The organism is Clostridium sp. HBUAS56017, assembly GCF_007115085.1.
Classification (GTDB): domain Bacteria; phylum Bacillota; class Clostridia; order Clostridiales; family Clostridiaceae; genus Clostridium; species Clostridium cibarium.
This window is the reverse complement of sequence record NZ_SULK01000014.1, coordinates 55232-67698: the sequence shown is the minus strand read 5'-3', so window position 1 is coordinate 67698 and position 12467 is coordinate 55232. Positions and strand designations below refer to the sequence as shown.

Annotated in this window: 11 protein-coding genes; 2 read left to right on the top strand and 9 right to left on the bottom strand. The window is 29.3% G+C overall.

Annotated features, from left to right (window positions below):
- Window positions 1-82: 82 nt before the first annotated feature.
- Window positions 83-901: a YhfC family intramembrane metalloprotease gene (locus FAY47_RS12860; protein WP_143317232.1), complete on the top strand. Its 819-nt coding sequence runs from the start codon at window positions 83-85 to the stop codon at window positions 899-901.
- Window positions 902-944: 43 nt separating this feature from the next.
- Here the strand turns inward: FAY47_RS12860 and htpG are convergent, their stop codons facing one another.
- From htpG to asd, 4 genes are all read right to left on the bottom strand, one after another.
- Complete coding sequence (htpG, locus tag FAY47_RS12855; protein ID WP_143317231.1) at window positions 945-2810, bottom strand: molecular chaperone HtpG; 1866 nt, start codon at window positions 2808-2810, stop codon at window positions 945-947.
- 48 nt (window positions 2811-2858) lie between these two features.
- Entirely contained in the window at window positions 2859-3086 is a 228-nt protein-coding gene (locus FAY47_RS20975; RefSeq protein WP_279232061.1) for a hypothetical protein, read from the bottom strand.
- Between the two features lie 240 nt (window positions 3087-3326).
- Window positions 3327-3914: a CDP-alcohol phosphatidyltransferase family protein gene (locus tag FAY47_RS12845; RefSeq protein ID WP_143317230.1), complete on the bottom strand. Its 588-nt coding sequence runs from the start codon at window positions 3912-3914 to the stop codon at window positions 3327-3329.
- Window positions 3915-4174: 260 nt separating this feature from the next.
- Complete coding sequence (gene asd / locus FAY47_RS12840; RefSeq protein WP_143317229.1) at window positions 4175-5260, bottom strand: aspartate-semialdehyde dehydrogenase; 1086 nt, start codon at window positions 5258-5260, stop codon at window positions 4175-4177.
- Between the two features lie 122 nt (window positions 5261-5382).
- On the opposite strand from asd, the gene FAY47_RS12835 reads away from it, so the two are divergent.
- Window positions 5383-6306 carry a LysR family transcriptional regulator gene (locus FAY47_RS12835; protein ID WP_143317227.1) on the top strand — a complete coding sequence of 308 codons (924 nt, stop codon included), beginning with the start codon at window positions 5383-5385 and terminating at the stop codon, window positions 6304-6306.
- A 68-nt stretch (window positions 6307-6374) separates the two neighbouring features.
- Here the strand turns inward: FAY47_RS12835 and FAY47_RS12830 are convergent, their stop codons facing one another.
- The 5 genes from FAY47_RS12830 to FAY47_RS12810 form a co-directional block, all read right to left on the bottom strand.
- The gene (locus tag FAY47_RS12830; RefSeq protein WP_143317226.1) at window positions 6375-7004 is read right to left on the bottom strand and encodes a hypothetical protein; all 630 of its coding nucleotides are present in this window, start codon (window positions 7002-7004) and stop codon (window positions 6375-6377) included.
- Window positions 7005-7146: 142 nt separating this feature from the next.
- Window positions 7147-9117, bottom strand: a complete 1971-nt coding sequence (locus FAY47_RS12825; protein WP_143317224.1) for a methyl-accepting chemotaxis protein — start codon at window positions 9115-9117, stop codon at window positions 7147-7149.
- Window positions 9118-9336: 219 nt separating this feature from the next.
- Window positions 9337-9540 (bottom strand): heavy-metal-associated domain-containing protein, encoded by a 204-nt coding sequence (locus tag FAY47_RS12820; RefSeq protein WP_143317222.1) that lies wholly within the window; start codon window positions 9538-9540, stop codon window positions 9337-9339.
- Between the two features lie 287 nt (window positions 9541-9827).
- A complete protein-coding gene (locus tag FAY47_RS12815) occupies window positions 9828-11261 on the bottom strand; it encodes an aminotransferase class I/II-fold pyridoxal phosphate-dependent enzyme (protein ID WP_143317220.1) in 1434 nt (477 codons plus the stop codon).
- An 8-nt stretch (window positions 11262-11269) separates the two neighbouring features.
- Window positions 11270-12466, bottom strand: coding sequence for a pitrilysin family protein (locus FAY47_RS12810; RefSeq protein ID WP_143317218.1), 1197 nt, complete (start codon window positions 12464-12466; stop codon window positions 11270-11272).
- Window position 12467 lies beyond the last annotated feature (1 nt).

Below are 12467 nucleotides of genomic sequence, written 5' to 3'. Positions count from 1 at the left end.
AACATGCTTTACAATATATAGAGATAGAAACAACTAGATGTCAATTTTATCAATCTAAATTTATTATGTAAGGAGTATTTTTATGGTTAATTCAACATCAATATTTTTTATGATTCTTAGTTTTATTCTTAGTGTTATATTACCAATCACATTAATAATATTTGTAAAGAAAAAGTATAAGGTTTCATTAAAACCTTTTTTAGTAGGTGTTTTAGCCTTTTTCATTTCAGCTGAAATATTAGAAAACTTGCTACATTTATATTTCTTAAATGTTAACCCTACTACTACTGCCTTTTTTGCTAACTCAGCTATAGCATATGCTATTTACGGAGGACTAGCTGCAGGTATCTTTGAAGAAAGTGCAAGATATATATCCTTTAAATATTTTCTTAAACAAAATAGAAACTTTTTAGATGGTATATCCTATGGACTAGGCCATGGTTCTATAGAATCTATCTTAATTGGAGGTATAGCAGCCCTTGGTACCATATCAAATTCTTTAGCAATTAATTCTGGGAAATTCACTTCTATTTCTGAGAAAGCAGGAATTCCTACAGTTAAAATTAATATGGTAATAGATCAATATGTAAACACCCCAGTATTTCAATGGATCACTCCTGGAATAGAAAGAGTATTAGCATTAGCTATTCAAATTGGTTTATCAATTATAGTCCTATATGCAATAAAAGAAAGAAAAAAGCTTTACTTTTTTGCAGCAATTGCTATACATGCAATAGTTGATATTCCTGCAGCACTTTACCAAAAAGGTGCAATAAGCAATATATACATCTTATATTTAATAATTTTTATAGAAGCTTGTTTAATTTTAACTTGTGCATTTAAATTTCTAAGACCAAAATTTTCGAAAAAAGACAACAATGATCTAGACAAAATTTCTTAAATATAAAAATAAGACATACTCTAAGAGTATGTCTTATTTTATACTAAAGAAGTTCTAGCATAAGTTCATTACTTCTCTTAATAAATTCATCTAATTCTTTAGCATTTAATGCCTTATTTCCTATTAAAGCTAAGTCAACTACTTGCTTCAAGATGTTTTCTACTCTTTCCTTATTAGCATCATCTTCACTTAAGTTAATAACCTTTTGTACAATAGGATTTTTCTCATTAATTACAAGAGTTCTTTCTTCTGGGAAGTTCATACCCATAGACATCCCTCCGAATTGAGCTTGCATTTCAGCCATTCTTCTAGAATACTCAGACACTAACACCATTACTGGAGTATTCTCATTTTTAAGGCTTTCAACTTTGTAATCCTTCATTTTTTCACCAATCACATCTTTGAACACCTTAACTATTTTGTCCTTTTCCTCCTGAGATGTTTCTACTTCTTCCTTATCCTTTAATACATCTGATAAATCAGAATCTACTCTGTTAAACTTAACAACAGTATCTTTATACTCTAAGAAAGATATAAAATTATTATCTATAGGAGTAGCTAAAATTATAGCATCTAACCCATATTCCTTAAAAAGTTTAATGTATTGCGCTTGTTTTTCTAAGTCGCTAACATAGAACACCTTATTTTCATGCTTTTCCTTAGCTGCTTCAAGATAATCTTTTAAAGTTACATGCTTATCATTTATAGTTTTAAATATAATAGAGTCCTTTATCTTTTCATAGAAACTCTCTTCTCTTATACAACCATACTTAATGAATACTTGTATATCATCCCAGAATTCATTATACTTTTCTCTTTCATTTGTAAAAATAGAATTAAGCTTATCTGCTACTTTCTTTATTATATGTTTTGATATCCTTCCTACTTCCCTGTCATTTTGAAGGAAACTTCTTGAAACATTTAAAGGAAGATCTGGACAATCTATTGCTCCCTTTAATAATAGCAAGAATTCAGGAATAACTTCCTTTATGTTATCTGCCACAAATACTTGATTATTAAATAACTTTACCTCACCTTGTACTAATTCAAATTCATTTTTTAGTTTAGGGAAATAAAGAATACCTTTCAAATTAAAAGGATAATCAACATTTAAATGAATCCAAAATAATGGATCTTCAAAGTCATGGAACACTTTCTTATAAAAGGCTTTATATTCTTCATCAGTACATTCACTTGGTTTCTTAAGCCATAAAGGAGATACATCATTTATAGCTACTGGAGACTTTTCTTCTTCTCCTTCTTTCTTTTCTGCACATTCATTTTCTAAGAAAATCTCAACTGGCATAAATGCACAGTATTTAGAAATAATTTCACGAACCTTATACTCCTCTAAGAAATCCTTACTATCCTCATTTATAAATAAAGTAATGGTAGTACCTCTTGATTCTCTATCTGAATCATCCATCTCATATTCTGTACCACCTTCACAAATCCATCTAACTGGCTTTGCATCTTTTTTATAAGATAAAGTATCTATTTGTACTTTATCAGCTGCCATAAATGCAGAATAGAAACCAAGACCAAAATGACCTATAATATCATTTTCTTCACCGATTTTTTCCTTATACTTTTCTAAGAAATCCTCTGCACCAGAGAAAGCAATTTGAGTTATATATTTTTCTACTTCTTCCTCTGTCATTCCAATACCGTTATCAGTAAATTTAAGTGTTTTATTATCCTTGTTCACAGAAATTAATATTTTGAAGTTTTCACCTTCAATACCATTTGTTTCACCCATTGTAACAAGTCTCTTATACTTACTAACAGCATCGCATCCATTACTGATAAGTTCTCTTATAAATATATCCTTATCAGAATAAAGCCATTTTTTTATAATCGGAAAAATATTTTCAGTATGAATTGAAATGTTTCCTTTTTTATTACTCATAATTAATCCCTCCCTAAATAATTATTTTAATTATTTTCCCTTAAAATGTCAAACTAGCTTTATCATCAAATCCACATTACAAGATTTATATTTGTATACTATAACAATTTTATTTAAATTGAAAATACTCATAATTAAATTTTCATTACATGCTAACATCTCTAATTCGTCAATATAAGCACCTTCTTTATCATTATTATATGCATAGAAAAAATCTACCGAATATTCTTTTGGTATACCTGCTTGTATGAAACTTCTAAAAGGTGTTACACCTATTCCACCAGCAATCCATATTTGATTTTTTACTCCTTTTTTGTAATCAAACTTTCCATGTGGCCCTGTTACAACAAATTCATCACCTATACAATTTATAATATTTAATCATATTCTTAAAGGATCCATGGAGAAAACATCATAATTTGCACTTCCATAATAGTGATAAACACCCATGGCATAGGCAACTAACATAAATTTATGAATGTTTTTTCATCTTTCATAAGCTAATAAGATTAAAAATTAATTGCCACTTATACTAATATTATATAATTTAATACAACTTCTTACTCTTTGTATAGAAGAATAAAGCCCTGCTACACATGTTAAATACAAAATGCAATAAACAAAACTTAATCCATTATCTACAAACATACATCTAGAAATACATGCGAGGCCTGGAATAATAAAAAATATTGCTGCTACTTTCCTCCCAATCTTATCAAAAACAAAAACATTCTTTGATTCTTGGTTGTAGTATTTAATGAATTTTGATGTTGCTGTAAACTCTATAAATTTGAAACATACAAAAATCAAAAACCATACTGGAAGTATTCCAACCACTATTAGTGCTGAATAAGAAATAATTATATATAATAAATCTGCAGATACATCTAGTTTTGCTCCTAGAACAGAGCTTGTCCCCATTCTCCTTGCAATTTTCCCATCTGCTAAATCTGAAATACAAATAACTAAGAATACAAAAATTAAACTTATAATATTGTCTTTTTTATATTGAAACTGTTCCAAAATAAAATATAAAAATATGAAAGTCAGAACCATTCTTGTTATTGTAATACTATTAGGTATATATTTACCCATAATCTTCATACTTTCACTCCTAAATCTCTATATAATTTAAATTTGATCTAAAATAATTTCATACTCAAATTATATAACTTCAAAATTAATCCAACCTTAATGTCAGCTTAAAATTTGCTGAGAAAATGTCAGACTATTATTATGCACTTCATTATTAAATATAACTAATTACAATAAAAATACTCTTATTATAGGGTATTTTCAATTACCACTACAATAAGAGTATTAAATACAATATATTTAAAGTTTTACTATAAACTTTTCCCTAATTATTTTGCTGTTAAATATCCAGCAGCCTTTAAATATTCAGCTGATAAAACTCCACCACCTGCTGCACCTCTTAAAGTGTTATGAGAAAGTCCAACAAATTTATAATCATAAACCTTATCTTCTCTTAATCTTCCCATAGTGATTCCCATTCCATTTTCATAATTTCTATCAAGCTTTGGTTGTGGTCTATCACTTTCTTCAAAATAGTGCAATAATTGTTTTGGGGCACTTGGAAGGTTATAAGCAAGTTCTGGTGCTTTAAAGTTATTCCAAGCTTCGATTATTTCTTCCTTTGAAGGTTTATTTTTAAACTTAACAAAAACTGCAGCTAAGTGACCATCAGAAACTGGTACTCTTATACATTGAGTTGTTATTACAGGATTTTCTGCACTAATTATTTTACCATCTTCAACCTTACCCCATACTTTTAATGGTTCATTTTCGCTCTTTTCTTCTTCCCCACCAATGTATGGAATTACATTGTCAATAATTTCAGGGAATTCATTAAATGTCTTACCTGATCCTGATATTGCTTGATAAGTACAAGCTAATATCTCAACTGGTTCAAACTTCTTTAAGGCACTTATAGGAGGAACATAACTTTGAATAGAACAGTTTGGTTTTACTGCTATAAATCCTCTCTTAGTTCCTAAACGTTTCTTTTGTGCTTCAATAACCTTTGCGTGATCCCCATTTATCTCAGGTATAATTACTGGCACATCTTCCACCATTCTGTTAGCAGAATTGTTAGATACAACTGGTGTCTCATGTTTTGCATAATCTTCTTCTAAAAGCTTTGTTTTTTCTTTATCTAAGGAGATTGCACAGAATACAAAGTCAACCAATTTTGAAATTTCTTCTACTTCATATGCATCTTTAATTACTAATTTTTTAATATTTTCTGGAATAGGGGTTGCCATCTTCCATCTACCTTCAACTGCTTCTTCATAAGTTTGCCCAGCTGATCTCTTACTAGCAGCAACTACTACTATTTCAAACCAAGGATGATTCTCTAAAAGACATGCAAATCTTTGCCCAACCATGCCTGTAGCTCCTATAATCCCAACTTTTAATTTATTGCTCATTACTACCACCTCAAAATTAATTTGTGTTTCATTACATATATATGATATCATGAAAATATATATTAGTAAAATCGATAATTCAAATTGATATATTCAAAATTTTTGATACGGAGGTGTTTTAAATGGACTTTCGTCAACTTAACACATTTTTAACAATAGGCAAACTACAAAGCTTTACTGGAGCAGCTTCAACACTTGGTTATGCTCAATCAACAATTACAACTCAAATTAAACAATTAGAAGATGAACTTGGAGTAAAGCTCTTTGATAGAATAGGAAAAAACGTAACGCTAACTCACGAAGGTAAAAAGCTCCTGCCTTATGCTAAACAAATGCTTAAACTTTCTCAAGATATTAAAAATGTAGTATTTAGTGAAGAATCTCCAAAAGGCACACTAACTATAGGTGCTGCTGAATCTTTGTGTGTAATAAGACTTCCAGAAATTTTAAAAGAATACAGAAAACTTTTTCCTAGCGTCGAAGTATCATTAAAATTTGGTAGTTGTGCTGACTTTAGGCATTATTTAAAAGACAACATAATCGACGTAGCTTTTTCCCTTGGAAGAAAAATTGATTCTGAAGAATTTATTTCTGAAGTTGAATTTGATGAACCTATGTTACTTTTAGCGTACCCTGGACATCCACTAATAGAAAAAAAAGAAATATTTCCAAAGGATATTGAAAATGAGCCTCTTATACTTACAGAGACAGGCTGCAGCTATAGAGCATCTTTTGAAAATATTTTAAATGAGTATAATGTAAAACAAAACTTAGTTTTAGAAACAGGAAGTGTTCAAGCTATTAAACAATTTACAATGAGTGGACTTGGAATAACCTTATTACCAGAAGTAGCTGTCGTAGACGAGGTAAAGTCAGGCAAGCTTATTCCTTTAAATTGGTGTGGTCCAAATTTTGGAGTTATTTCTCAGGTTATCTACCATAAGGATAAATGGATATCTCCAGCCTTAAAAGAATTTCTAAAGCTTTCAAAAAAATTAATGGCAAAAGACATTGAAAAATATAATCTTAACTGTGTTAGTGAGTAGTATAAAATATATTAAAAATTAATGAAAACCTAAAAGCAAAGGCAGAAGTTCTACCTTTGCTTTTCTCATCAGGAAATAATGACATCAAAATATGTCATAGTTCCATAGTGACTATAAATATAAAAATCTTCAAGTGTAATAACTTTTCTCTCTCCCCAAGTTGAAACATTTAAATAAGTTTTATCATTATTCTCAAAAAGTCTAGTAACAGTCATCCAATGCCAATCAAATTCTTTTAATACATTATTTTTTAACATAAGTAAAGCTACCGGACTATCTTTTCTTAAAGCTTCTTTTATAAATTCTTTTAACTTATCAAAATCATATTCTGTAGTTATCCAATTTGACTTTACCCTTACCCCTCTATCCTCTGCAAAGTCTATAACTCTATCCATAAAATATAATGATGAAATAGTTCCTAGAACTTCATCAGGATAAATATATTTTCCTAAGCTTTCCATATGTTTTATAAAGTTATCCTTTTTCATATCATTAAATTTGTATAATTTCTTATCTCCATCCCTTAAAGATATATATGCAGTTATGTTTGCTGCTGCTACAGTGCTACATCCAACCCTTCTAAATGCTTCTTCCTTAAACCATTTTTGATCACCACCATAATAGTGTTTCTTTTCATCAAAAATATCAAGAAATCCCTCTGAGTTTTTTAAAGCAACAATATCATCACAAACCACCATATTTTCAACTCCCATACACTTAAAAATTTTTCCTACTATATGTATATAGTTTATATATTTACTTAATGACAATATTGTTAATAAAAAAAAGCTATTCAAAAGACAAAATATATTTGCCTTTTGACACAGCTTCCTCTAATCCTTACATTTTGAAAGTCTTAATGTAGTTTTTTAATTCATCGGACATATCAGTTAATTTTTCAACTTCACTTACAATTTTTTGACTATAAGCAGATTGTTCTTCTGTAGAAGCTGTTACTTCTTCGATGCTTGCAGCAGTCTCTTCTGATACAGCTAAAATTCTTTCCATATCTTGTTGAATACTTTCTCCTGCAGTTCTTACTCCACCAGTAGAACTTGTGATTTCTTCTATCTGACCTGCTATAACATCTACTATTTCTAAAATATCTTTAAATATCTTAGAAGTATTTTGTACGGCTTCATTTTGCTCACTTATAGCAGCTGTAGCAAATTTTGCACCATTTACAGCAGTGTCTGTAGTATTTCTTATATCCTTTATAATATCTTGGATTTTTACAATAGAATTTTGGGATTCTTCTGCAAGTTTTCCAACCTCATCTGCAACAACAGCAAATCCTTTTCCTTGTTCTCCTGCTCTAGCAGCTTCAATTGATGCATTTAATGCTAAAAGATTAGTTTGCTCTGCTATGCTTTCAATCACATCTATTATTTGGCCTATTTCAATAGTCTTATCATTTAATACATAGATGATTTCAGCTACCTGTCCAACTGCCTCTGTACTATCTTTCATCTTTTGATCTTGAGTATTTACGATATCTACACCAGACTTTACTAAATTTTCAGCTTTAGATGAGGATTTAAGGGAGTTATTACTGTTATCTGCAATATCATCAATAGTTTTAACAATATTATTCATTGAATCAAATGTTCTTTCAACACTCTTAGTTTGTTCATCACTACCTAAAGCTAATTGACCAGTTGCTTCAGCAATTTGAGTAGACACAACTTCTGCTTGTTTTGCTGAATCTAGCACTTCCTCTGAAGATTTAGTTACATTATCAGCAGCTACTGAAATTTGAACTATTAAATTCTTAATACCTTCTTTCATTTCTATAAATGACTTAGATACTTCTCCTATTTCCCCGCCTGAGGTAACTTTGAAATCATGTTTCAAATTACCTTTAGCTAGCTCTTTTGCAGCATCTCTTAATATTAATAATGGCTTTACCATGCTTTTAGATAAGAAATAACCTATTAAAATAGTAACAATTAGAGTGGATATTATGACACCTATCATTTTCATTTTAGTTTGTGTAACAGAAGAAAGTGCCTCATCACGAGTTTGTCTTACAACAACTGCCCAGTGTGTGCTTGATATACTTGTGTAGCTTCCAAAGGTTTCAACATTATCATATTCATATGTTTTTGCTCCTGATTCTCCTGCTAAAGCACTTTGCACAACTGGTATGTCTGATAGATTAGTTCTTTCTTTAACCATATTTTCGTCAGGATGTGCTAATATTTGCCCTTTAGTATCTGTTACAAAAGCATATCCTGTTTTTCCAAGTAAAATATTTTGCCTCATTTCTTCTATTGAATCTAATTTTAAAGTTCCGCATAAAACTCCTACTAAATTATTTTCAGAATTAAATACTGGAACTGCTATAACTACTGTTGGTTTTCCAGTACTTTTTGCAATAAGAACATCACTAATAACCGTTTTTTTCTTTGAAATTACTTCTTTAAAGTAATCTCTATCAGAGTTATTAAGAAGTTCACTACTATCTGACTTTGCTACCTGTTTTCCCGTAATATCTGTTATAAATATAGGTGAGAACTCTGTATATTCCTTCCCTATTTCAGTAAGTAACGCTTTTTGATCATTGTTATTATATAACTTTAAATCATTAGATTTTGATATAGATTCTAATACTGAGACATGTTTACCTATAAATGCATCTATTCTTTGACTTAAACCTGCCGATAACTCTTTTGTGGTATATTCCAAGTTTTTATTAATAATGGAAACTTCTGAATTCGTTGAAATTAATCCAACTATACCTACTGATATTATTACAAGAGTTATCAGTAATGATATTATTTTCGTTCCCAGCTTTAAATTTTTAAACATAAGTCGCTCTCCTTTATTCTGCTAAATTTGTTGTATATAATTAAATATCCAACACAATTTTATCGGATATTGTCGGAAAATTCTTAATAACATTTCAGAAGCACATTCACTTTATTTATTTAAATAATACTTTATTAATTTAAATAATTATTTTTAACGACAAAAAAAAGTGGCTAAGCCACTTTTAAATCAAGAATAAATATCATATATCTATCCTAACTATTGAATTGGATGTCCTGTATTTTCAATGCAATTCCTTATTTCTTCAGAAGTTGCTGGTTCATTGTACATAACTTCAACTGTTCCTCGGCCAAGATCAACACAAACCTTATTAACTCCATCAATATCCTCTAAAGCATTTTTCACTTGAGTTTTTATATATTCACTTGATAATCCTTCAACTATGTAATGTTCTTTTTCCATACTTTATATCTCCTTTACTTTACTAGGTTAATATTAGTATGTACAAAAACTTTTTAAAATAACACACTATCATTTTATTTCCAAAATAATTAGTTTTTTTACCACGTATAATCATAACTACTAATATAATTGAGTAAATATTATTGATGAACCTACTTAACACAACTTATTAAAGTTAAACCCACTACCTTACAGTCTATAAAAATCCAATCATACTTGGAGGTATATATGAATTATTAATCATTTAAACTTACCAAAAGAACTTGAGTGGTATGTCTCAATATAGACTACCACTCTTTGTTTTTATTATGTATGCAAACTTTTATCTTACCATTCTCTACTCCTAAAACAGTTTGTCCTACCTTTAAATAATTAAGAACACTCTTTATAACATCTTCACTTACCATTTCACCAGGACAAGCTATTGGTATTCCTGGTGGATATGGAACTATAGCCTCTTTTAAAACTCTTCCTAAAGCCTCATCAATCTTAACCTCTTCTTTAGGACAATTAAACACTTCAAAAGGTTCAAATATCTTTTTAGGCGTTATTGATTTGTAATATAAAACTTCACTATTATCTTCTATTAAATTCATATCTAATTTTGAAATAACTTCATAAAGTTTTATTAGATTTTTTTCAGCCTTTGAAAAGGATAATATTAAAACAACTCCAAGGCTAAAACTCATTTCTCCTTGAATGTTATTCTTCCTTAGATAATCTAATAGCTTACTTCCACAATATCCTTTCGGAACTGTCATTACATATCTACTTAAATCTATATCATAACCTTTAGGTAAATCTTCCTTAGAAATTATTTTAACCTTATTTAAACTATTAATTTTTTCTTTCATCATTTCTGTAAGTGTAATTAAATCATTATAATCATCTTCACCAAAGTTATCTAAATAATATCTTGCATAATCTAATGATGCCATTATTAAATAAGAAGGTGAAGTAGTCATAAAAGCACTTATATAAAACTCAATATCGCTATCTATATGATTTGAAAGTAAGAAAGAACCTCCAGTTAATGCTGGCAAAGTCTTATGAGCACTTACTATAGTAAAATCAGCAAACTTAGCTATATTCATAGGAAGCTTTTTTGAAATGCCAAAGTGAGCTCCATGAGCTTCATCTACTATTACCTTTAATCCCTTTTCTTTTAAATCTATTAGAACATCCTTTAAATCATAAGTTATTCCATAGTAATTAGGATAAGTTAATATTATTCCTTTAGGATTTTCAGCCTTATTTAAAGCTTTATATATATTGCCCTTATCAGGTGGAAGAAATAATCCATATTCATTCATTCCACTAGGCTCTATATAGATTACTTTTAATTTTCTAAGTATCAGTCCATTGTAAATGGACCTATGACAGTTCCTCTCCACAAGCACTTCATCACCTTCATTAAAAGATGCAAAAATAGCTGCAAGATTTCCTCCTGTTGTACCATTAACTAAAAAGTAAGCTTTTTCTACACCATAAGTTTTTGCTAAAAGCTCTTGAGATTCCCTTATTACACCTTCAGGGTGATGAAGGTTATCTAAAGGATCAACTTCTGTTATATCTAAATATCCTAAATTATCAGCAAATATCTCTCCTACTTTATCTCTTCTAAAGCCTTCTCCAGATTTATTTCCTGGCATAGAATATATTATATTTTCTTCTTTATGATAATCTAGTAAAGCTTGTAATAATGGTAATCTACCCTTCATAATCTACCTCAACTTATTATTTCTATAGATGATTTTTCAAGAACCTTTTTAGCTACCTGAAAAATAAAATCACCTTTTATATTTTCCATACCTTCTAGCATATTATCGTATACCTTATAATCCTTAAACATAGCACTATAAGTAGCTACTTCCTTAGCTAATTGTATACTTTGTTCTTCCTTAAATAACTTCTTTATTCTTATTCTCTTAATAAGCTCCTGAATCTCTTTATCACTTAGTATCTTTATATCATTAATAGCTTCTTTAACTATAGATAATGATTTTTCTATTTTATCTTTCGATGTAGTAAATGTAATCTTATAAAATCTAATATATTTCTCATTGCTAATTCTACTTAAGACATCATAAACTAATCCATTTTTCGTCCTTAGCCTATCAAAAAGTAATGAATTTATACCTTCTGCAAAATATTCATTAAATATCCTAAAAGCTTTTATTTCCAATTCATTTAAATTAGCTATAGAAAAATTCATTTGTACTTTGCAACTATTATTATCTCTTTCCTCTTTAAATATCCCTGACTTTGGCTCTTCTAGAGATTCTAAAGCTGTATTTACCTCTTCTCCTACCCAGCTCTCAAAACATTCCTTAATTATGTCCTTAACATCATTAAATTCCAATGCTGTAACTACTGCTATAGAAGTATTTTTAGGAGAATAAAATTTATTGTAAAAATTTCTTATATCCTTAAGTGTAATATTATTTAAGCTTTCTCTAGTTCCTATTATAGGGTACTTCAATCTATTACTTTCATAAGAATTATAAAGGAGCCTGTCCTCACAATATTGGTCAAGCTCCTCATCCCATTCATTTAACTCTTCTATTATTACATCCATTTCTTCCTTGAAGCCTTCCTTTGGGAAGGTTGCATTTATTAAAAGATCAGAAAACAACTGAGTTCCTTTATAAAAATCCTCTCCCAAAAGAGTTCCATAATAAATAACATAAGGATAGTTTGTCATTGCATTATAAAATCCAAAAAGCTTACTAAACTCTTCATTTATCATAGCTTCACTTCTCATTTTAGTGCCCTTGTAAATCATATGCTCTGTTGCATGTGCTAATCCAAGCAGCTTACCATCTTGACTAGCTCCTGCTTCAAGGCCTATAGAAATTGATGTAAGTTCTGAAGTTCCCTTAATATATATTAGCTTAATACCATTTTCTAATATATATTCTTTCATA